Annotated in this window: 20 protein-coding genes; 3 read left to right on the top strand and 17 right to left on the bottom strand. The window is 57.7% G+C overall.

What is annotated here, in order from left to right; all coding sequences use genetic code 11:
• Positions 1–35 precede the first annotated feature (35 nt).
• Together ACQUWM_RS01355 and ACQUWM_RS01350 are read right to left on the bottom strand one after the other, a co-directional pair.
• Positions 36–1,265: a nucleoside recognition domain-containing protein gene (locus ACQUWM_RS01355; RefSeq protein ID WP_428920927.1), complete on the bottom strand. Its 1,230-nt coding sequence runs from the start codon at positions 1,263–1,265 to the stop codon at positions 36–38.
• Between the two features lie 111 nt (positions 1,266–1,376).
• Positions 1,377–2,147, bottom strand: a complete 771-nt coding sequence (locus ACQUWM_RS01350; RefSeq protein WP_407001152.1) for a ferredoxin--NADP reductase — start codon at positions 2,145–2,147, stop codon at positions 1,377–1,379.
• A gap of 143 nt (positions 2,148–2,290) precedes the next feature.
• Between ACQUWM_RS01350 and ACQUWM_RS01345 the strand changes: the two genes are divergently transcribed.
• Positions 2,291–3,172: a LysR family transcriptional regulator gene (locus tag ACQUWM_RS01345; protein WP_407001151.1), complete on the top strand. Its 882-nt coding sequence runs from the start codon at positions 2,291–2,293 to the stop codon at positions 3,170–3,172.
• 7 nt (positions 3,173–3,179) lie between these two features.
• Here ACQUWM_RS01345 and ACQUWM_RS01340 read toward each other — a convergent pair whose 3' ends face one another.
• The gene (locus tag ACQUWM_RS01340) at positions 3,180–3,788 is read right to left on the bottom strand and encodes a tRNA-(ms[2]io[6]A)-hydroxylase (RefSeq protein ID WP_428920926.1); all 609 of its coding nucleotides are present in this window, start codon (positions 3,786–3,788) and stop codon (positions 3,180–3,182) included.
• Between the two features lie 258 nt (positions 3,789–4,046).
• Between ACQUWM_RS01340 and ACQUWM_RS01335 the strand changes: the two genes are divergently transcribed.
• Positions 4,047–6,641 carry a bifunctional aconitate hydratase 2/2-methylisocitrate dehydratase gene (locus ACQUWM_RS01335; protein WP_428921416.1) on the top strand — a complete coding sequence of 865 codons (2,595 nt, stop codon included), beginning with the start codon at positions 4,047–4,049 and terminating at the stop codon, positions 6,639–6,641.
• A gap of 258 nt (positions 6,642–6,899) precedes the next feature.
• Here ACQUWM_RS01335 and putP read toward each other — a convergent pair whose 3' ends face one another.
• The 13 genes from putP to ACQUWM_RS01270 all read right to left on the bottom strand — a co-directional run bounded on the left by putP (position 6,900) and on the right by ACQUWM_RS01270 (position 20,806).
• Positions 6,900–8,390, bottom strand: coding sequence for a sodium/proline symporter PutP (putP, locus tag ACQUWM_RS01330; protein WP_428920925.1), 1,491 nt, complete (start codon positions 8,388–8,390; stop codon positions 6,900–6,902).
• 173 nt (positions 8,391–8,563) lie between these two features.
• Positions 8,564–11,782: a bifunctional proline dehydrogenase/L-glutamate gamma-semialdehyde dehydrogenase PutA gene (putA, locus tag ACQUWM_RS01325; protein WP_428920924.1), complete on the bottom strand. Its 3,219-nt coding sequence runs from the start codon at positions 11,780–11,782 to the stop codon at positions 8,564–8,566.
• A 201-nt stretch (positions 11,783–11,983) separates the two neighbouring features.
• Positions 11,984–12,763, bottom strand: coding sequence for an AraC family transcriptional regulator (locus ACQUWM_RS01320; RefSeq protein ID WP_428920923.1), 780 nt, complete (start codon positions 12,761–12,763; stop codon positions 11,984–11,986).
• Positions 12,764–12,865: 102 nt separating this feature from the next.
• Positions 12,866–13,498 (bottom strand): dTMP kinase, encoded by a 633-nt coding sequence (tmk, locus tag ACQUWM_RS01315; protein WP_428920922.1) that lies wholly within the window; start codon positions 13,496–13,498, stop codon positions 12,866–12,868.
• Positions 13,495–14,550: an endolytic transglycosylase MltG gene (mltG, locus tag ACQUWM_RS01310; RefSeq protein WP_428920921.1), complete on the bottom strand. Its 1,056-nt coding sequence runs from the start codon at positions 14,548–14,550 to the stop codon at positions 13,495–13,497. Before mltG ends, tmk begins: the two co-directional genes overlap by 4 nt.
• A 1-nt stretch (position 14,551) precedes the next feature.
• Positions 14,552–15,361: an aminodeoxychorismate lyase gene (gene pabC, locus ACQUWM_RS01305; RefSeq protein WP_428920920.1), complete on the bottom strand. Its 810-nt coding sequence runs from the start codon at positions 15,359–15,361 to the stop codon at positions 14,552–14,554.
• 18 nt (positions 15,362–15,379) lie between these two features.
• Entirely contained in the window at positions 15,380–16,627 is a 1,248-nt protein-coding gene (fabF, locus tag ACQUWM_RS01300) for a beta-ketoacyl-ACP synthase II (RefSeq protein WP_428920919.1), read from the bottom strand.
• A gap of 131 nt (positions 16,628–16,758) precedes the next feature.
• Entirely contained in the window at positions 16,759–16,992 is a 234-nt protein-coding gene (gene acpP / locus ACQUWM_RS01295) for an acyl carrier protein (protein ID WP_012136033.1), read from the bottom strand.
• A 132-nt stretch (positions 16,993–17,124) separates the two neighbouring features.
• Positions 17,125–17,868: a 3-oxoacyl-ACP reductase FabG gene (gene fabG / locus ACQUWM_RS01290; protein ID WP_407001137.1), complete on the bottom strand. Its 744-nt coding sequence runs from the start codon at positions 17,866–17,868 to the stop codon at positions 17,125–17,127.
• A gap of 17 nt (positions 17,869–17,885) precedes the next feature.
• The gene (fabD, locus tag ACQUWM_RS01285; protein ID WP_428920918.1) at positions 17,886–18,824 is read right to left on the bottom strand and encodes an ACP S-malonyltransferase; all 939 of its coding nucleotides are present in this window, start codon (positions 18,822–18,824) and stop codon (positions 17,886–17,888) included.
• A 113-nt stretch (positions 18,825–18,937) separates the two neighbouring features.
• Positions 18,938–19,939 (bottom strand): phosphate acyltransferase PlsX, encoded by a 1,002-nt coding sequence (gene plsX, locus ACQUWM_RS01280; protein WP_407001135.1) that lies wholly within the window; start codon positions 19,937–19,939, stop codon positions 18,938–18,940.
• 43 nt (positions 19,940–19,982) lie between these two features.
• Positions 19,983–20,162, bottom strand: coding sequence for a 50S ribosomal protein L32 (rpmF, locus tag ACQUWM_RS01275; protein WP_406984839.1), 180 nt, complete (start codon positions 20,160–20,162; stop codon positions 19,983–19,985).
• Positions 20,163–20,251: 89 nt separating this feature from the next.
• A complete protein-coding gene (locus ACQUWM_RS01270) occupies positions 20,252–20,806 on the bottom strand; it encodes a YceD family protein (RefSeq protein WP_428920917.1) in 555 nt (184 codons plus the stop codon).
• A gap of 129 nt (positions 20,807–20,935) precedes the next feature.
• Between ACQUWM_RS01270 and ACQUWM_RS01265 the strand changes: the two genes are divergently transcribed.
• Positions 20,936–21,529, top strand: coding sequence for a Maf family protein (locus tag ACQUWM_RS01265; RefSeq protein WP_428920916.1), 594 nt, complete (start codon positions 20,936–20,938; stop codon positions 21,527–21,529).
• 9 nt (positions 21,530–21,538) lie between these two features.
• Here the strand turns inward: ACQUWM_RS01265 and ACQUWM_RS01260 are convergent, their stop codons facing one another.
• Positions 21,539–22,570, bottom strand: a complete 1,032-nt coding sequence (locus ACQUWM_RS01260) for a S49 family peptidase (protein WP_428920915.1) — start codon at positions 22,568–22,570, stop codon at positions 21,539–21,541.
• Between the last annotated feature and the right edge of the window lie 8 nt (positions 22,571–22,578).

Here is a 22,578-nt window from a genome sequence, read left to right as displayed (position 1 = left end):
TTCAGCCCCTGTTTTATCACAGGTCGGGTTAATAACTAACCAAAGAACCAGTAGCACACGCCAATGGCGGTCACCATCCCCGCCAGGTCAGCAAGTAACGCACAGCCAAGGCCGTGGCGGATTTTAGTAACGCCGACCGCACCAAAATACACCGCAAGCACATAGAACGTCGTTTCCGTGCTGCCCTGCATGGTAGCAGCCGCCAGCGCTGGAAAACTGTCGACGCCGAAGTTATCCATGGTTTCGATCATCATCGCCCTGGCACCGCTACCGGAGAGTGGCTTGATGAACGCCGTTGGCAAGGCATCAATGAAACGGGTATCCCAGCCCATCCCTTCTGCCATCCAACGAATGCCATCCAGCCCCGCATCCAGCACACCGCTGGCCCGAAGGACCCCGACGGCAACCAGCATGGCAATCAGATAGGGCAGCAAGGTCACCGTGAACCCCAGACCTTCCCTGGCGCCCTCGATAAAGGCGTCATACACATTCACCTTACGCAGGGCACCGATGGCCAGAAAGGCAATGACAATACTGAACAGGGTAAGATTGCCCACCAGCGTGGAGGTTGCTGCCAGTACCTGGGCTGACATACCCGCTAACGTGGTCAGCAACAGACCCAGGGCCGCAGCCCCCGCCACCAGGTAGCTCAAGACCACCGGGTGCCCGAGCTTCAACCGCTGCATCAGCGAGACACTGAGCAGCCCGACCAGACTGGAGGCGGTGGTCGCCAGCAGGATCGGCAGGAATACCACTGTCGGGTCAGACGCACCCTGCTGGGCGCGATACATGAAAATAGTCACCGGCAACAGCGTCAGGGAGGATGTATTCAGAACCAGAAAGAGAATCTGGGCGTTGCTGGCGGTATCCTTGCTGGGGTTCAGGCTCTGCAGGGAATGCATGGCCTTGATGCCAATGGGCGTGGCGGCGTTGTCCAGTCCCAGGATATTGGCGGCAAAGTTCATGCTGATCAGCCCCATGGCGGGATGACCACTGGGGACTTCCGGCATCAGTCGCCGAAAGAGCGGGTCAAGCAACCTGGCCATCAGCCGGATGAGCCCTGCCTTCTCGGCAATGGCCAGAAACCCCAGCCACAATGTCATGGTCCCGGCCAGCACCAGCACAATCTCGACACTGAGCTCAGCCATGTCGAACAGCGCGGCCACCAGGCGGCTGAATACTTCGGAGTCCCCTACTCCCAACCATTGCCAAAGCGCCGCGGCAAACGCGGCGATAAAAAAGCTTAGCCAGATGCCATTAAGCATGTGTGTCCGGGCTACCTCAGGTCTGCTTGGGTACTGGCGCAACAAAAAACCCCGAAGCTCTCACCCCGGGGTCTTTGTGTGGCCGGCCTGGCCAGCAGTATAGGCGGGCTGTTACTGCTCCACAAACGCCCGCTCAATCACGTAGTGACCCAGATCGCCGCCACGGGCCTCCTTGAAGCCCATGTTATTGAGGATACTGCAGGTATCCTTGAGCATGCTGGGGCTGCCGCAGATCATGAAACGGTCATTCTCCAGATCGAAATCCGGCAAGCCCAGCTCGCGGGTAATCTTGCCGTTTTCCATGGCGTCAGTCAGGCGGCCCTGGTTACGGAACTCCTCGCGAGTAACAGTTGGATAGTACAGCAGCTTGCCGTCCACCATTTCGCCGAAGAATTCGTTTTCCGGCAGCGCTTCGATTTCCTGCTGGTAGGCCAGCTCAGAGACATAGCGCACGCCGTGGGTCACGATCACCTTGTCATAGGCTTCATAGACTTCCGGGTCCTTGATGATGCTCATGAATGGCGCCAGACCGGTACCGGTGCTGATCAGCCACAGGTTCTTGCCGGGCAGCAGGTTATCCATGATCAGGGTGCCGGTCGGCTTGCGGCTGACCAGAATCTCGTCCCCCACCTGGATTTTCTGCAGACGTGAGGTCAGAGGACCGTCCTGAACCTTGATGGAGAAGAATTCCAGCTCTTCCTCGTAGTTCGCGCTGGCAATACTGTAGGCGCGCATCAGGGGCTTGCCGTCGGTTTCCAGACCAATCATGGTGAAATGACCGTTCTTGAAACGAAACCCGGGATCACGGCTGGTGGTGAAACTGAACAGGGTGTCGTTCCAGTGGCGTACGCTGGTGACTTTCTCTTTGATCAGGTTGCTCATGATTAACTCTCGCCTGTTCTGTTTGCTCGAACGCAATAAGTTGAAGATCCGAATTGAATAAATTCTAACCCGCAGCTAACCTATCGACAAAATGGGATATTTTCATAACCTTATTCGGTCTAATCGATTACGGTGGTTTGTCGATGAAATACAGTTTCCGCCAGCTGGAAGTTTTCCTTGCCGCTGCGCATTTTCAGAACATCACCCGTGCGGCGGAATCCCTCGCGATGTCGCAATCGGCTGCGAGCAGCGCCCTGAAAGAGCTAGAGAACCAGTTCGATATCCAGCTCTTTGACCGGGTCGGTAAACGCCTGCAGCTGAATGAACTCGGCCGCCTTTATCGCCCGAAGGTGGAGGCATTGCTCGCCCAGGCCAGCGAGCTGGAGCAGGCATTCAGCAAACACTCGGAAGTCGGCGCCCTGAAAGTCGGGGCCACGCTCACTATTGGTAACTATCTGGCCGTCGGGGTGATGGCCCAATACATGAATACCCCTACGCACCCCCGGGTTTCCCTCGAGGTGGCCAATACCCGCACCATCGCCAGACGGGTCAGTGACTTTGAACTGGATATCGGGCTGATTGAGGGGGAACTACAGGCACCGGAGCTGGAAGTCATTCCCTGGCGGGAGGACGAGCTGGTGGTGTTCTGCTCCCCCGACCACCCGCTCGCCCGGAAGAAGAACCTGGATGACGACGACCTTCGCAACGCCACCTGGGTCATGCGGGAACAGGGTTCAGGCACCCGCCAAAGCTTCGAGAGAGGCATGCACGGCCTGCTGCCGGATCTGAATATTCTGCTGGAACTGGAACACACCGAAGCCATCAAGCGGGCGGTGGAAGCCGGGCTGGGCATTGGCTGCCTGTCACAAGTCTGTCTGGCAGACGCCTTTCGCCGGGGCAGCCTGGTGCCGTTGACAGTCCCGGAGTATCGGCGTTTCGACCGGCAGTTCTACTTTATTCTGCACAAACAGAAATACCGCAGTGCCGGCATCGACGCCTGGATGGAACTGTGCCGGCAGTTGTAACCTGGCATCAGGCCATTACCGGCCCGCTGTGAAACCGGAACTCCTGGTCCGGCTCTTCAATCAGTTTCTGCTCAAGGGCCAGAAACATCGCCACCCGATCACCCACCGGACCACCATTGGCCTGTTCTGCCAGGGTCAGGTAATCCTGGTAATGGCGGGCTTCCGACTTGAGCAAGCTGTTGTAGAAATCCGCCAGTTTGTCATCCAGATGCGGAGCCAGTGCTGCAAAGCGTTCACAGGAGCGGGCCTCGATAATGGCACCAACGATCAGCACATCCACCAGCCGACCGGGGTCTTCGGTCCGCACTTCCTGCCTTAACCCTGCCGCATAGCGGGCCGGGCTCAGGTGGCAGTAATCCACTCCCCGCTTCTTCATGATGGCCAGCACCTGCTCGAAATGACGCAATTCTTCCCGCGCCAGGCGCGACATCCTGTTCAGCAGATCGGTGTTGTCCACGTAGCGATACATCAGGCTTAACGCGGTTGAAGCGGCTTTTTTCTCGCAATGGGCGTGATCAATCAGCATCAGGTCCTGATTGGCCAGGGCGTTCTCAATCCAGCGCTGGGGCGTGCGGCAGGGCAGAAAATCGTGAATTTCTTGCAGGGCTTCGGTCATGGCAAACATCGGGTCAGAATAACGGGGCGGGGAGTATACACCACATAACAGATCACTCCGACCACTGTCCATCTTAACTTTGTAAGGGCTTTCCTATAGAATGCAGCGCCAGATCAAGGAGTCTCTGAATAAATCCTGAAACCCCATCGGCGATTTGAGGCGTTATTCAGAGGCTCCTGCGGCCTTTTCCGCCATAAAACTCCCGCCAGGCAACGATGCCCACGGCGCGGGACATTCCAACTGATGAGGGTCCATATCGTGTTAGAAGCCTATCGTGAACACGTTGCAGAACGCGAAGCTCTGGGTATCCCCCCAAAGCCTCTGAACGCTGAACAGACCGCCGCGCTGGTCGAGCTCCTGAAAAATCCCCCTGCCGGTGAAGAAGAAACTCTCGTTTACCTTCTGGAAAACCGCATTCCGCCGGGTGTCGACGAAGCCGCTTATGTAAAAGCTGCTTTCCTGACCGCCATTGTTAAAGGCGAAGCCAGCTCTCCCCTGCTGGACAAAGAAAAAGCCGTCAAACTGCTGGGCATGATGCAGGGTGGCTACAACATCGCCACTCTGGTTGACCTGCTGGACGATTCCGAACTGGCCGAGCTGGCCGGTGAACAGCTGAAGCGTACCCTGCTGATGTTTGACGCGTTCAACGACGTCAAGGAAAAGATGGACGCCGGCAACGCCGTTGCCAAGGCTGTGGTTGAATCCTGGGCCAACGCCGAGTGGTTCACCAACAAGAAGAAGGTGCCCGAGAGCACCAAGATGGTGGTGTTCAAGGTTACCGGCGAAACCAACACCGACGACCTGTCACCGGCTCCGGATGCCTGGTCCCGTCCGGACATCCCGCTGCACGCCCGCGCTGCCTACAAAATGGAGCGTGATGGCCTGAAGCCTGAAGAGCCCGGCGTCACTGGCCCGATGAGCCAGATCGACGAAATCAAGTCCAAGGGTCTGCCCGTTGCATTCGTGGGTGACGTTGTCGGTACCGGTTCCTCGCGTAAGTCTGCCACCAACTCCGTGCTGTGGTTCTTTGGTGAAGACATCCCGGGCGTACCGAACAAGCGTGCTGGCGGTGTCTGTATCGGTAACAAGGTTGCCCCGATCTTCTTCAACACCATGGAAGATGCCGGCGCCCTGGTATTCGAGGCACCGGTAGACGACCTGAACATGGGCGACGTCATCGAGATCCGTCCGTACGAAGGCAAGATCCTGAACGAAGCCGGCGAAACCCTCTCCGAGTTCGGCTTCAAGTCCGACGTCATCCTGGACGAAGTTCAGGCAGGCGGCCGTATTCCGCTGATCATCGGTCGTGGCCTGACCGCCAAGGCGCGCGCCGCTCTCGGCCTGGGCGCTACCGACATCTTCCGTCTGCCAACGGACCCGGAAGCCGGCACCAAGGGCTTCACCCTGGGCCAGAAGATGGTTGGCAAGGCCTGTGGCCTGGAAGAAGGCAAAGGCGTTCGTCCTGGCACCTACTGCGAGCCGCACATGACCACCGTGGGCTCTCAGGATACCACCGGTCCGATGACCCGTGACGAACTGAAAGACCTGGCGTGTCTGGGCTTCCAGGCCGACCTGGTGATGCAGTCATTCTGTCACACCGCCGCCTATCCGAAGCCGGTTGACGTTGAAATGCAGCACACCATGCCGGACTTCATCCAGACCCGTGGCGGTGTTGCCCTGCGTCCGGGTGACGGCATCATCCACTCCTGGCTGAACCGCATGCTGTTGCCAGACACCGTCGGTACCGGTGGTGACTCCCACACCCGCTTCCCGATGGGCATCTCCTTCCCGGCCGGCTCCGGTCTGGTGGCGTTTGCTGCCGCCACCGGTGTTATGCCGCTGGATATGCCGGAATCCGTTCTGGTTCGCTTCAAGGGCGAAATGCAGCCGGGTATCACCCTGCGTGACCTGGTACACGCGATTCCCCTGTACGGCATCAAGAACGGCATGCTGACCGTTGAGAAGAAAGGCAAGATCAACGAGTTCTCCGGTCGCATCCTGGAAATCGAAGGCCTTGAGCACCTGACCGTTGAGCAGGCGTTCGAACTGTCTGACGCCTCCGCCGAGCGCTCCGCAGCCGGTTGTACCATCAACCTGTCTGAAGAGTCCGTGGCCGAGTACCTGCGCTCCAACATCACCATGCTGCGCTGGATGATTGCGGAAGGTTACGGCGATCCGCGTACCCTGGAGCGTCGCGCCAAGCAGATGGAAGAGTGGATTGCCGATCCAAAACTGATGCGTGCCGACAAGGACGCCGAGTACGCCCACGTGGTGGAAATCGATCTGGCCGACATCAAAGAGCCGATCGTATGCTGCCCGAACGACCCGGACGACGCCAAGTTCCTGTCCGAAGTGGCTGGCGACAAGGTGGACGAAGTGTTCATCGGTTCCTGCATGACCAACATCGGTCACTTCCGTGCCGCCGGCAAGCTGCTGGAGATGAACAAGGAGCCGCTGAAGACCCGTCTGTGGATGTCTCCGCCCACCAAGATGGACCAGGCGCAGCTGATGGAAGAAGGCTACTTCAACACCTACGGCACCGCCGGTGTTCGCACCGAGATGCCGGGCTGCTCCCTGTGCATGGGTAACCAGGCGCGTGTGGCTGCCAAGTCCACGGTGCTGTCCACCTCCACCCGTAACTTCCCGAACCGTCTGGGCGATGGCGCCAACGTGTACCTGACCTCTGCGGAGCTGGCAGCTGTGGGTGCGGTACTGGGCAAACTCCCCTCCCCGGCGGAGTACATGGAGTACGCCAAGGACCTGAACAGCATGTCGAAAGAGATCTACAAGTATCTCAACTTCGACCAGATGGAGAACTACACCAAGAAGGCGTCTGAAGCGGACGTCGCTTAAGACCTGACCTTCAGGGTTTAGTTTAGCTCCACGAAAACGCCAGCCTCCGGGCTGGCGTTTTTTATACCTGAAAGATAACCCTTCGAAGTCAGATCGGGCACGGAGTGGGGTACCTTTTCTGTCAGGAAAAAGGTGTCTGAGCGCAGCGAGTTCTTTTTCCAGAAGAAAAGGTACCCCGCTGCGGGCCCAGCCTCGCTATAAAAAAGGGGCCCCCGAAGGAGCCCCTGTCATTACTCAGAGCGTTGTAAGCGCTCTTGTTTACCGGGGGATGGCCTGGTACTCGCCGGCATCCTCTGTGGCAAGACTTACCACCATGATGGCAATCCAGGCAGCGATGAAGCCAGGAATGATCTCGTACACACCCGGGCCACCCATGAACTCACCGTTCCAACCCAGCGAAATCCAGATGATGACGGTGGCTGCACCCGCAACCATGCCCGCAATCGCACCAGCGCCGTTCGTACGCGACCACATCAGCGACAGGATGATCAGCGGGCCAAACGCCGCACCAAAGCCTGCCCAGGCGTTACTCACCAGCGCCAGAACCTGAGAGTTCGGGTCGGAAGCAATAACCGCAGCAACCAGACCAACCAGTACGACACAAACCCGACCGACATTTACGCATTCCCTATCGCTCGCTTCCTTGCGCAGGAACAGGCGATAGAAGTCTTCAGTCAGCGACGATGAAGACACCAGCAGCTGACTGGAGATGGTGCTCATGACCGCAGCAAGCAGCGCAGCGTAAAGGAAACCAGTAATCAGCGGATGGAACAGCAGGTCCGACAGGATGATAAAGATGGTTTCCGGATCCTGCACATCCATACCATTGCGAATTGCGTAAGCGCGGCCGAACACACCCAGAGAGACTGCGCCAATCAGGGAAATAAGCATCCAGCTCATACCGATGTTACGGGCAACCGGTACCTCTTTCAGAGTGCGGATTGCCATGAAGCGCACAATGATGTGAGGCTGGCCAAAATAACCCAGACCCCAGGTAACCGCAGACAGCCAGCCGATAAAGGTCAGTCCCTCTGTCCAGGATAGTAGCGTGGGATCGACTTCATTCAGGGTCTGTGACGCCTGAGCGAAACCGCCGCCACCTTCGCCAAAGAGCACAACCGCAGGCATGATAACCAGAGCCAGCATCATGATGCAGCCTTGTACGAAGTCCGTCATGCTCACTGCCAGGAAGCCACCAACAACCGTATAGCACAGCACGACGCCCAGCGTGATGACGATACCCACAGCGTAGTCACTCAGGCCGCCAAAGTTGAAAATTCCGGCAAACGCGCTCTCAAACAGCTTGCCACCGGCAACCAGGCCTGACGCCGTGTAAACCGCGAAGAAGATAACGATAACGATGGCTGACACCGTACGCAGAGAAAGCGCCTGTGTCGGAAACCGGTTAGCCAGAAAGGACGGAATCGTGATCGCATTACCATAGTGAACCGTCTGTTCACGCAGCCGTGGCGCTACGAGGGTCCAGTTAAAGAACGCACCCACCAACAGGCCGATACCGATCCAGGCCGAACCCAGGCCCGATGCAAACAGTGCCCCGGGCAACCCCAGAAGCAACCAACCACTCATGTCCGAAGCGCCGGCCGAAAGGGCCGCCACTTTTGGACTGAGCGCTCGCCCACCCAGCATGTAGTCCTCGGATGACGACGTAGCTCTGCGCATCGCATAAATGCCGATGGCAATCATGAGCGCAAAATAAAGAAATAGACTTATCCAAACACCAATAGCCATGAAACTCCTCCAGTTCAAATGGGACGGAACTAGCTCCGACCGATTGGCGCGTTTACCATGTTGACTCCGGTAATCGCACCCTTTGTTGTTTTATCGCGTTTTTCTTATCCCCTTATAGTGCGCTACTGCCATTAACGCCAGCGTCTGCATCTCAATACTTACCTCCGTATCATTCAGTTATCGTTGTGCACCACTTTGAGAGCATGACGCCCTTCAACCTTTTCGATTCCAAGCGACAGCAGCGACGCGTTACCGCCCACTGCCGTGGTATTTATGGTGCGTGTCCGCTCGGTGGCGAACCTCAGCAGGTAATGTGGACCGCCCGCTTTAGGCCCCGTGCCTGAGAGGCCGCGGCCGCCAAACGGCTGGACACCAACCACCGCACCAATCTGGTTGCGGTTGATGTAGCAGTTACCCACTTTTACCCGTTGCTCAATGTAAGCTGCGGTGCCCTCACTGCGACTGTGAATTCCCAGTGTGAGCCCGTAGCCCGCTGCATTGATCTCATCAATAACCTCGTCCAGCTTTTCGGCGTCATAGCGGACAACATGAAGGATCGGGCCGAAATGCTCGGTCTTCAGGTCTGTGATGCTGGAAATGCCATAAGCCGAGGGGGGGATAAAGTACCCGGCTTCGCAGGAGGTCGGAACCGGCGCCCTGGCAATGAATCGTGCGCTGCTCTCCAGCGACCGCAGATGCTGCTGCAGTCCGGATTGGGCGTCCTCATCAATGACCGGCCCGACATCCGTGCTGTGAAGCTCTGGATTACCCACAGACAGCTCCTGCATGGCCCCCGCCAGCAGGGTTTCGATCTTATCCGCCACGTCTTTCTGCAGGTACAGCACCCGTAACGCGGAGCAGCGCTGACCGGCGCTGGCAAAGGCGGATTGCAGCACGTCCTGAACCACCTGCTCCGGCAGTGCGCTGCTGTCCACGATCATCGCGTTCTGGCCACCCGTTTCGGCAATCAATGGCACGATAGCCCCTTCCCGAAGGGCCAGCGTACGATTGAGAATATGGGCAACCTGAGTAGATCCGGTGAAGGCAATGCCGGCAATTCTGGGGTCCGGGGTCAGCTTGCCGCCAATTGTTGCCCCCTCACCGGGTAACAGTTGAATAACGTCCGGCGGGAAGCCGGCTTCGAGCATCAGTTCCGTGGCCCGATGGGCCACCAGGCTTGCTTGTTCAGCCGGTTTGGCAATCACGGTGTTGCCTGCCACCAGGGCTGCCATGATCTGGCCGGTAAAAATGGCCAGGGGAAAGTTCCAGGGACTGATGCAGAGAAACACGCCCCGGCCTTCCATATAAAGCTCGTTACTCTCGCCGGTAGGGCCAGGCAACGCAACGGCCTTACCGAAGCGGGCCTGCCCCTGCACGGCGTAATAACGACAGAAATCCACCGCCTCACGCACTTCGTCAATGCCATCCTGCATGGTTTTGCCCGCTTCACGGCAACAGATGGCCATGAGCTCTTCCATATGGGCCTCCAGCAGGTCGGCGTACTTTTCCAGGCACTGAGCCCGCTCCGCGACCGGTCGCTCACTCCACTCACGGAAACCCGAGGCAGCGACATCCAGCGCCTCTTCGGCGTGGGACTCATTCGCCCATACCACATGACCCACAGGTCTGTTCCGGTCATAGGGAGAGCATACTTCTGAACGCTCGCCATCCTGACGACGGGTGCCATTGATGACGGGGGCGGCTTGCCAGCTTGCGTTGCCCCACTCCGCCAGGTGATTCATCAGCGGGTCAAGGTGAGAGGCAATGTGAATGTTCAGCCCCCTGGAATTCCTGCGTTCCTCACCGTAAATGTCTTTTGGCAGAGATATCCGGTCATTGGGCAAGGATTCATACCGCAGCAACTCCTGCACCGGGTTCTGCACCAGCGCTTCAACTGGCGTGGCGGCATCCACAAGACGATGCACAAACGAGGAGTTGGCGCCGTTCTCCAACAATCGACGCACCAGGTAAGGCAACAAGTCCTTGTGGGCGCCGACCGGAGCGTATATGCGCACCGGGATATCGTGCTCCTGGAGAATACCGTTATAAAGCGCGTCCCCCATACCGTGCAGGCGCTGAAACTCGATCTTCCGCCCCCTGGTACGCGCCATCTCCAGCACCGAAGCCACGGTATGGGCATTATGGCTGGCCAGTTGCGGGTACAGCGCCCCTTCGGTGTAATCGCTCAGCAGGTAACGCAAGCAGGCCAGGTAGGAGGTATCCGTGGCCTCCTTGCGGGTAAACACCGGATAGCTGTCCAACCCCAGCTGCTGACAGATCTTGATTTCGGTGTCCCAGTAGGCGCCTTTAACCAGGCGAATCGGAATTTCGTCGCCCTGCTCCTTCGCCAGCCTGGTCAACCAGCACAACACAGGCAATGCACGCTTGGAGTAGGCCTGGATCACCAGCCCCAAGCCCCCCCACCCACTGACGACGGGTGAAGTAAACACCTTCTCGAACAGCTTGAGGGACAGCTCAAGGCGGTCCATTTCCTCAGCATCGATGGTTATCGACACCCCTTTTTTCCGCGCCAGCTCCAGTAACCCGGTGACGGTACTCGCCAATTCCGTCAGAACCCGCTCTTCCTGGGCCACTTCGTATCGGGGATGGAGGGCAGACAGCTTGATGGAAATCGAGGGATTCGGAGCATTGCCTTGCGGATAGGTATCGTTACCCACGGATTCAATGGCGCGGAGGTAGTCCTGCAGGTAGCGATCGGCATCCTCGCGGGTCATGGCGGCTTCGCCGAGCATATCAAACGAGTAGGTGTACCCCATGTCGCGATACTCGCGGGCGTTCTTCAGAGCTTCATGGATGTCCCGCCCCAGCACAAACTGCTTACCCATGATGGCCATCGCCCGGTACATCGCACTGCGGATGACCGGTTCACCGCTGCGCTTGACCAGCCGCTTCCAGATACTGGATGGCGAGCCGTCCAGACGCTTGTCCATCCGGACCACGTGACCGGTGAGCAGTAGCCCCCAGGTCGAGGCGTTCACCAGGGTGGATTCGCTGCGCCCCACGTGTTTCTGCCAGTCCGCCACTGACATCTTGTCCTCAATCAGGGCATCGGCGGTATATTTGTCGGGGATGCGCATCAGCGCTTCCGCCAGACACATCAGCAGGATGCCTTCCTCGGTATCCAGGCTGTATTCCTGTAGCAGGGCGTCCACCATGTGGACCGCATCATCCTGCTCCCGCACTTTGTTGATGAGCGCTGTGGCCGTCTCGGTCACGGCGCGCTGCTCGGCGGCATCACTCTGGGCCAGGGGGATCAGTTCGTTGAGGTAGCGGGTTTCATCAACCGCATAGTTCCCGGTAATGCCCTGCCAAAACCAGGATCGCGGCTGCTCCTGAAACGCAGGCTCAAGCACTTTGCTTGCACTGAACATCGGCATACCTCTTACACTTACCGGGACTGGCCTGTCGGCTCTCATTATCAGAATTGACAGGTCAGCAAATGCGCCCTGATCACCACCATCACCTGACGATAGTCAACTGAGTGTATAAGTTAGTATTACTACGAATGGCAGGCTTACAAAATCCTACGATTATTTTGCAAATTCATCCGGAAGTGGTGATTTTTTGTGAAATCAGGCGACTTTTTCAACAGATCGTAACTTGGTGGGAGTAGTGCCCTTGTACTTTCTCAGTGCATTCGTGAGGGCGCCCTGGGAGGAAAACCCGGTCCGGTAACTGACTTCAGACACCGAAAGGCCGGTGGAAAGGAGCAACTGTGCCGCCTGATCGAGGCGCGTCTGCAGCAGGAACTGATGAGGCGTAATGCCGGTTACTTCCCGGAACATTTCATGGAAACGGCTGACACTCAGGCAGGCCACTCCCGCCAGATCAGTAACCGTGATCTTGCGATGCAGGTTTTCCATGATATAGCGGCGAATGGTGTCAGGCCGTATCACGTGGCGGTTACTCTGTACCGATCGCCCGTCGTTCAGGCGCTCCGCCATGCAATGCAGAATGCTTGCCGCCAGATGCTGCTTCAGGCCTTCATTTTCCGAAGCCCGGTCAAACTCACCGGCCGTGAACTGAACCAGCCCCTGTAATTTATTATCCATTTCCAGGGTTCTTGGGCGTTCAAACAACGGCGCCAACCGCTCATATTCCGCATGAGCAGGTGTGTTTATGGCGGGCATATAGGGATCAAGGTTGATCACCAGCACGTGGTTCTGGTTATCGCCGCAGTAATCGTGACGTGCTTCCGTGGGTACCAGGCAGGCTCGCCAGGTATCCAGGTGGGAACCGGTACCGTCCACACTCAGGTCCGCCTCTCCCCGCACACCCACGACTATCTGATGATGTTCATGGCGGTGCTGGTGTGACGCTATCGGGAGCTTAAGCAAGCGTGCGTTCAACATACCCGGTTTCCGGATGACTGGTGCGAATGAACTTCAATTAAAGCAGATACGAGCAAATTTTGCACAAAACTGACCGGAACGCCGCTAATACCAGCTGGGGCATCAGGCGATGGCAACCAGCTCGGTGATACGACGGGTCACATCCCCGGTGACTTCATCCAGGGATCTGCCCGCATCCACCACCTGATAACGATCGGGATCAGCAGCGGCACGCTCCAGATAGGTATCACGGATCCGCTGGAAGAAATCAACCGCCTCACGCTCGAAGCGGTCCAGTTCGCCCCGGTGGCGGGCACGGGTCATGCCGGTTTCCACCGGCGCATCCAGCAGGATCACCCGATCCGGGCGGACCTCGCCCTGAACCAGGTTCTCCAGCAGGGCAATGCGTTCCGCGGGCACACCACGACCACCACCCTGGTAGGCGAACGTGGCATCGGTGAAGCGGTCACACAGCACCCAGCGACCGGCCTCCAGTTCCGGCAGGATGCGAGTATGAAGGTGCTGTGCCCGGGCGGCGAACATCAGCAACAGCTCGGTCATATCGTTCACCGGCTCATCCCTCGGCGCCAGCAGCAGCTCACGAATGGCTTCGGCCATCGGCGTGCCACCGGGTTCCCGGGTGACGATAAACTCAACTCCAAGGGTTCTCAGCGTCTGCGCGGCAGTTTCCAACTGGGTGGATTTACCCACCCCTTCGGTGCCCTCAAAGGTGATGAACTGACCACGTTGACTCATGGATTATCCTCATTTACCACCGGGGCCGGCGATGACCGGTAATCCGAGCGACGGTTCAACTGGAACTCCCTGACAGCCTTCTGATGCTCGCTCAATGTACGGGAAAACTTATGGGTACCATCACCACGGGCGACGAAGTAGAGAGTATCCCCATCTTCCGGGTTCAACGTCGCATGAATAGCTTCCCTGCCCGGAAGTGCTATGGGTGTGGGCGGCAATCCATCAATGCGGTAGGTGTTGTAGGGAGTGTGACGCCGCAGATCCTTGCGGGTAATACGACCGATATAGCGATCGCCCATGCCATAAATCACCGTGGGGTCCGTCTGCAATCGCATGCCCTTCTGCAACCGGCGCACAAACACACCCGCGACCTGGCCGCGTTCGTGGGGGGCGCCGGTCTCCCGCTCAACGATGGACGCCATAATCAGGGCTTCGTAGGGCGAATCGTACGGCAGGTCTTCAGCGCGGTTGCCCCATTCCTCGGCCAGAACCCTTTCCATGCGCTCAAAGGACCGGCGCAACAGATCCAGATCGGTTTCACTCCCGGTAAACGCATAGGTATCCGGGAAAAAGCGCCCCTCCGGATGCTCGCCCTCGGCACCGACGGCCTCCATGATCGCTTCATCACTCCAGTCCGTGGTTTCCTTTTTCAGCCGCTTGCTGTTCGCCAGAGCCTGTCGCATGTCCCGAAACGTCCAGCCCTCGATAAACTGGATGGACCACTGCTTGGTATCACCGGCCACCATTTTCAACACAATATCTCTGGGCGTCATACCTGAGACGATTTCATATTCTCCGGCCTTTACCTGAACAACCTCCGGATTCAGGCGACCATGGATACGCAGCCACAGGGAGTCCTTCAGAAATCCTTCGGTCTCCAGCATACGGGCCACCTGGCCGAAACCGGTGCCGGAAGGCACATCAAGAAGAACGGGCTCTTCCAGGGCGACAGGAATGTCCAGGGTATTCAAACCCTGCCAAACCCAGAGCGCACTGCCAGAAACAGCCAGCACCAGGACACAAATGACGGATATCAGTAACTTCCGGAGCAAACTAGGATTCCACTAAATCGAGAGGGTTGGAGATTGTCGCAAGAGCGTCATCAACAGGCAAATCCAGCCCGTCGATTCTGCGAACCGGCACCACACCAATGATGCTGTTCATCAGGTAGAGGCCCCGGCAGTCCTTGCCCTCAAGGCTCGATGGGGAAATCGTTGAATATTCAACTTTCTCTCCCTGACTCTCCAGATAGCCCAGCACATGGGCACGCATAATGCCGGCCACCGCCAGTTGCTCACGGGGTGGTGTTATCCAATGGCCACCGGCGTTCAGCAATACGTTGGTGCGAGTACCCTCAACCAGCTGACCGGCAGGGTCACGCATGATCAACTCATACAGGTCGTCGGTGAGCTCACGGCTCGCCATCACCTGTTCCAGTCGGTTAAGCGTCTTGATACCCGCCAGGCGCGGGTTTACGGTCAGTGGAAACTCCGCCAGGCCAACCTCGACACCCTCAGGACCGGGAAGCGGCGGCATGACACTGGCGGATACGATCAGGCTTGGCACCCCCTCAGCCGCGGGCCGGTAGCCACGGCCACCGCTGCCACGGGTCAACACCAGTTTGAGAACCCAGCCGTCGGAGCCAAAGGAACCGGCATGCCGATCAACAGCCTCGCGCACGGCATCACGCAGTTCACGCTCGGTGACCGCAATGCCCAGTACGGCCGCATCCGTCACCATTCTGTGGATGTGCCGGGAAAGCAGAACAGCCCCGCGCCCTTCCATACGAATGGTTTCAAACAGTCCGTCACCGTATGCCAGACCACGATCGGTCGCCGAAACACGGCTACTGTTCGCTGACATCACGTTCAACAAACCGGTTTAGTCCTCGTAACGTCGGAAAATCAACGTACCGTTGGTGCCACCAAAACCGAAGGAGTTGGACAGGGCAACACGAACATCCGCTTTCCGGCTCTGATTGGCAACCAGGTCCAGATCACAGCCCTCATCAGGGTTGTCCAGGTTAATGGTAGGCGGCAACACGCCCTCACGGATGGCCAGAACGGAGAAAATCGCCTCAACTGCGCCGGCAGCACCCAACAGGTGACCGGTCATCGATTTGGTACTGCTCATGGCCAGTTTACTGGCGTGATCGGCAAACACACTCTTGACCGCGGCCACTTCAGCTATGTCGCCCACCTGGGTTGAAGTGCCGTGGGCATTGATGTAACCAATCTCGGACGGCTCGATGCCCGCGTCCCGAATGGCGTTCTTCATGGCACGCGCGGCGCCCTCGCCAGACTCCGGCGGAGCAGTAATATGGTGAGCATCGTCGCTCATGCCGAACCCGATAACCTCACCGTAAATGGTCGCTCCCCGGCTCTGGGCATGTTCCAGATCCTCAAGCACCAGAACCCCTGCGCCATCACTCAGCACAAAGCCATCCCGTTCTTTGTCCCAGGGGCGGCTGGCCTTCTCCGGCTCATCATTGCGGGTAGACAGCGCCCGGGCTGCGGAGAACGCCGCCACACCGGTGCGCGTAGTGGCCATTTCGGAGCCACCGGCCAGCATCACATCGGCATCGCCGTAGGCAATGGTTCGCGCAGCGTAACCGATATTATGGGTGCCGGTGGTACAGGCCGTGGTAATGGCGATATTGGGGCCGCGATAACCAAAGCGAATCGCCACGTTTCCGGAAATCATGTTGATAACGGAGGCCGGCACGAAGAACGGAGACACCTTGCGCGGCCCCGACTTGTCCATGGCAAGCACGCTTTTCTCAATAAACTCCAGCCCACCAATACCGGAGCCAATGGCAACGCCGACCCGTTCGCTATCCAGTTCGGAATACTGCTCCAGACCACTGGCCTCCACTGCCTGCTGCGCAGCGATCAGACCATAATGGATGAAGGCATCCAGCTTTCTGGCGTCCTTCGCGGACAGGTAGGGCTCGATGTCCAGATCCTTGATGGCACCGCCTATCCGGGTGTTGTAACCGGAAGCATCAAAGCGATCGATCATCCCTATTCCGCTCCGCCCTGCCCGGATTCCTTCCCAAGAGGACTCAACACTGTTACCCAGCGGTGACAGCATACCCATGCCCGTAATCACAACACGTCGTTTAGTCATAACCCCTTTCACCTGATTTGGCCATGTGAAACCGAAAACTGATTGAATCTGAATTGTCAGCCAATAAAAAAGCCGTCCTCAGATTTTACACAAGGACGGCTTCGGGCCTGGCTTATAAAACGTGCAGAGTATCAGGTATGCGCGACGATGTAGTCGATCGCGTCCTGAACACTGGCCAGCTTTTCGGCCTCTTCATCAGGAATCTCGGTTTCAAATTCCTCTTCCAGGGCCATAACCAGCTCAACGGTGTCCAGTGAGTCAGCGCCAAGATCCTCTACAAAAGAAGATGAGTTCTGAACTTCGGACTCTTTAACGCCCAACTGTTCACAAACGATCTTCTTCACGCGCTCTTCAACTGTACTCATAATGTCCTCACTTTTGTGTCAACCAAGCAACTTAAGTGCTGCCAGTTTAGTTTAAACCCTACCTGCAAACAAGCAGGGATTCTGTCAAACATGTTGTGCGACAAGGAGTTGCGCACAAACCCGGAAACGGGCTTATCCCATGTACATGCCGCCGTTTACGTGAATGGTTTCACCCGTTACGTAACCGGCCGGTTCCGACGCCAGAAAGGCAACCACAGCTGCCACTTCTTCCGGCTCACCCAGACGACCTGCGGGTATGACTTCCAGCATAGCCTCGCGTTGCTTGTCGTCCAGTTTTCGGGTCATATCCGTGTCGATAAATCCGGGCGCCACGCAGTTTGCGGTGATGCCACGATTCGACATTTCTTTCGCCAGGCTTCGGGTAAACCCTTCCACGCCGGCTTTCGCAGCGCAGTAGTTACCCTGCCCGGGATTGCCCATGCCCGCCACTACGGAGCTGATATTGATAATCCGCCCCCAGCGAGCCTTGGCCATCCCGCGAAGCACCGCCTTGCTGGTGCGGTAAACACTGGAAAGATTGGTTTCCAGCACGGATGTCCAGTCATCGTCCTTCAGACGCATGAGGAGGTTATCACGGGTAATACCAGCGTTGTTGACCAGGATCACAGGTGCGCCGGATTTCTCCACCACCGATTTCAGGCCATCCTCAATGCTGGCGGGGTCTGCCACGTCCATCACGATACCGTAGCCTTTCAGCCCCGCATCTTTGATGGCAGCCGAAATTGACTCAGCACCCTCTGAGCTGGTCGCCGTACCTATAACCTCGGCGCCCTGTTCTGCCAATGCCCGTGCGATGGCCTTGCCAATACCCCGGGTCGCACCAGTGACCAGTGCGGTTTTGCCTTCAAGAGACATGTATCGCTCCCTTCTGTTTAGGACTGTCCGAATGCGTCCACTGCTTTCGCGAGCGCATCCGGCTCTTCGATTCCATACACCGACAAATTGCGGTCGATACGCTTGATCAGACCAGCAAGAACCTTACCAGCCCCACACTCCACGGCAACCTGTACGTCACTGGCAACCAGCGCACGCACAGAGTCGGTCCAGAGCACCGGCGAATACAGCTGCTTGACCAGGTTGGCCTTCAGTGTATCGGAATCCTTCTCTGCCGAGGCGTTAACATTCTGTATAACGGGGATGACAGCATCATTAAAGCTGACTTCGTCCAGCGCGTTTGCCAATTCCTCAGCAGCGCCTTTCATCAGCGCACAATGAGAGGGCACACTCACCGGCAATGGCATGGCCTTGCGAGCCCCTTTCCCCTTGCAGGCTTCGATCGCACGTTCCACCGCTGCTGCGGAGCCGGCTATCACAACCTGCCCCGGCGCATTGAAATTGACGGCGGAAACCACATCCCCGTTGGCTGCGTCTTCGCACGCAGCAACCACGTCAGCGTCTTCCAGACCCAGAATGGCAGCCATCTTGCCTTCTCCGGCAGGCACTGCATTCTGCATCAGCTCGCCACGCAGCCGCACCAGTTCGATGGCATCAAGAAAATCCAGGCTTTCCGCCGCTACCAATGCACTGTATTCACCCAGGCTGTGGCCCGCCAGAAAGTCGGGCCTCTTACCGCCTGCGACAAACCACTGACGCCACAGGGCGACACTCGCCGCCAGCAACGCAGGCTGGGTCACCGTGGTCTGATTGAGCTCTTCTGCGGGGCCTTTCTGGCAAAGGTGCCACAGATCATAACCAAGATGTTGAGACGCTTCAGAGAAGGTCTGCTCGATGATGGGCCAGTGCTCGGCAGCTGATGCCAGCATGCCTACTGACTGCGACCCTTGTCCGGGAAAAATAAAGGCTGATTTCATAAGCGGGATCTTACCGTCATTGGAGGGTTGCGGGAGATTAGCCAATAGTACAATTTAAGACATCATCTCACCAATGTACCGGCTTCAGGGGACAGACTTTAGTCTCAGGCGGGTCAAACCATCAAATCATCGAGGCGATCATTGATGCGCTGGGGCACCTCCAGCTCAACTTCCTTGACGGCCTGACGAATGGCCGAGAGCATGGCGCGCTCATTGGCATTACCGTGGCTCTTGATCACCACGCCCTGCAGGCCAAGCAGGCTGGCACCATTATGACGGGAAGGGTCCATCAACCGCAGCAAGCGACCAATAATCGGGCGGGCCAACAGACCTACAAACCGCCCGTACAATGTTCGGGTAAAGGTTTGCTCCATCAACTCAATCAGCAGGCCGGCCACCCCTTCCCCGGTTTTCAGGGCAATATTACCGACAAACCCATCACAAACCACGACGTCGGCCACGTCACGGAACAGATCACTGCCTTCCACGTACCCGATATAGTTGATGGTATCGCACTGGGCCAGCATGTGGGACGCAAGGCGAACCTGCTCATTGCCCTTGATTTCTTCCTCACCCACATTCAGCAACGCCACCCGGGGCTCTGGCTGGGCACAAATAGCGGACGCCATCAGCGAACCCATAAGGGCATACTGATAGAGGTTTTCAGCGGTGGAATCGACATTGGCGCCCAGGTCGAGCACATGGCAACGACCGCGCAGGGAGGGAATCAACTTGGAAATCGCCGGGCGCTCAATACCCGGGTACATGCGAATAATGGAACGACCAAACGCCATCAGGGCGCCAGTATTGCCCGCACTCACGCAACCCTGGGCTTCACCGTCACGCACCAGACCGAGCGCCACAGCCATTGAAGAATTGCGCTTGTGCCTGAGCGCGTGAGAGGGGCGCTCGTTCATCCGAACCACATCCGCCGCTTCGACGATGCGAATCCGGGAATGCCCTGGATCCAAAAAAGCCTCAAGCTCGCTCCGAATACCGACCAGAACAAGACTCAAGGCTTCATTTTCGCGCACCGCATCCAGTGCCGCAGAGGCAACCACTGCTGCCCCGCGATCACCGCTCATGGCATCAATCGCAATGGTGACTGCCGTCACCCTTTTTGCATCCGGCACTGGATTGCGGCCTGATTGCAACGAATTACTCGTCGCGCGCTTCGATTACCTGTTTACCACGGTAAAAGCCGTCCGGAGACACGTGGTGACGACGATGAACTTCGCCAGTAGTGGTGTCAGTGGACAGAGTTGTCGCGCTCAGGGCGTCGTGTGAACGGCGCATGCCACGCTTTGAGCGGGTCTTTCGGTTTTTCTGTACAGCCATGATTATGCTCCTGACCTGTTAACGTGAACTAAAACAGTAACGTGTGTTCGTTAGTAACGCGCTGGCTTCCCGCAGGAGACCGCGCCCGGTTAATGCTTCTTCGTTTTGAGATCCGCCAGCACACTGAACGGGTTCTCGCCTGGTGCTTTCTCCGGCGCGGCCGGTTCACCATCAGGCTCATATGCTTCCAGATCTTCCCGGGCCGGACAGTCGTTCCGGTCGTGAAGCGGGAATGGTGGCAGCACCAGCAGCAGTTCGTCTTCACACATGGACCAGAGGTCCGCGCTGAATTCGTCCGTCAGGAACGGCTCCAGCTCCTTCGGCAACTGCTGCGCCTGTTCATCACTGGTAACGAGCCCCAGTGTAAATTCTGAATTCAGTGCCTGGTGCATGGCATTCATGCAACGCTGACATTCCAGATCGACCGGAGCCTGCAACTCTCCCGATACGATGCGACGACGCTGACTGTCCATGGTGAATGACAGCCGAACCCGGCACACGGCCCCTTCGCCATACCCGAATATCGCTTCACGGAAACGTGACAATCCGCTCAGAGGAATCTCTCCCTCCAACACGGTGTTCTGCTCCGCCAACCGATAGGGATCGACAGATCTGGGCAACTCGGCGTTTGACGCTTTTGACATAGGCGCGCAATTTTAGGGGCCCGACCGGCCGCTGTCAAAGACTTCATTGCCTTTTGCACAACGGTTCCGGTATGAATAGGTGTATTCTACGACAATTCCCGGCCCGACCGGCGCAAAACAGGCAGGTTCATGAAGTCGCAACCATTACTACTCGCCTCATCCTCCCCTTATCGCAGGGAATTGCTGCAACGGCTCGGCCTGCCATTTACCTGTGCCAGCCCCGGCATCGATGAATCCGCTCAGCCGGGCGAGTCCGCCGAAGGCCTGGCCATCAGGCTTGCCGCCGAAAAAGCCCAGGCTCTGGCACCCACCCACCCCGGGCACTGGATCATCGGCTCGGACCAGGTCGCCTGCCTGCCGGACGGAACCATCCTCAATAAACCGGGCAACCATGAAGCAGCCATACGCCAACTCACCCGAAGCAGTGGCCAGCAGGTGTCCTTTTTAACCGGGCTTGCGCTGATCAATGCCGACACCGGCGTCGCCCTGACCCATTGCGAGCCATTTCAGGTTCACTTCCGCACCCTGGAAGGCGCGGAAATAGAGCGCTACCTGGAACGGGAGCAGCCCTATGACTGCGCCGGCAGCTTCAAGATGGAGGGCCTGGGCATCGCGCTGTTCGATTCCCTTGAAGGCCGGGACCCGAACAGCCTGGTCGGCCTGCCGCTCATCGCGCTGATCGACATGCTGCGAGCCTGGGGGCTGAATCCCCTGCTTCGCTAGCACGCCCCCTTATCGGAGTTCGAAGCGGGTTTCCATCATGCGGTCGGCCAAGGCATTGCCGACAGACACCCCGAACTGATCAACAAATCCCTGAAGGGGAGATTTGCGACGACTGTAATCAACCAGATCTTCCTCACCAATGACCTGGCGAGCCACATGGGACGCACTGCCCAGACCATCAACCAGCCCCAGCTCCAGCGCCTGCTCTCCACTCCACACCAGACCGGAGAATATGCGCTCGTCGTCGACCAGGCGATCGCCACGCCCTTCCCGAACCTTCTCGATAAACTGTTTGTGGGTGGTTTTCAGGACATCCTGCCAGAACGCAACCTCCTCGCCATCTTCCGGCGAGAACGGGTCAAGAAACGCCTTGTTCTCACCCGCGGTATAGAGGCGGCGGTCAACCCCCACTTTCTCCATCGCTTCTGTAAACCCAAAGCCGCCGGCCACCACGCCGATGGAGCCCACCAGACTGGACTTGTCGGCATATATTTCATCCGCAGCCGCTGCAATGTAATAGGCGCCGGACGCACCAATATCGGAAATAACGGCATACACCTTCTTGTCCGGATGCTCACCACGAAGACGACGAATCTCATCATAGACATAGCCGGACTGAACCGGACTGCCACCGCCGCTATTGATACGCAGCACAACCGCAACAGAATTATCCGCCTCGAAAGCCTCACGCAGGGAGCCGACGATATTATCAGCGCTGGCCAACTCATCCGCAGCTATAACCCCATCAATCTCAACGAGAGCAGTGTGCGCCCCAGTAGCCGCATCCAGACTGCCCCCCAGGGGAAACTTAAAAAGAAACAGAAGGGCAAACAGGTAGGTAAACGTCAGCAGCTTGAAAAAAATACCCCAACGGCGACTTTTCCGCTGCTCGGACTGAAGGGAAAGCACCAGCTTTTCAATCAGCTTCCAGTCACGACCGCTTTCCGGCGGCAGGCTCGGTCTCTTACCACCCTTTGACGACTGATTCTCCACGGGAGCATCCCCCCACTCGGGTTTGTTGTCAGAATTCCAATCACTCATACCCAGCT

The sequence above is a fragment of the Marinobacter sp. DUT-3 genome, assembly GCF_050379435.1.
Lineage (GTDB): Bacteria > Pseudomonadota > Gammaproteobacteria > Pseudomonadales > Oleiphilaceae > Marinobacter.
This window is presented reverse-complemented; position numbering and strand designations above follow the sequence as displayed.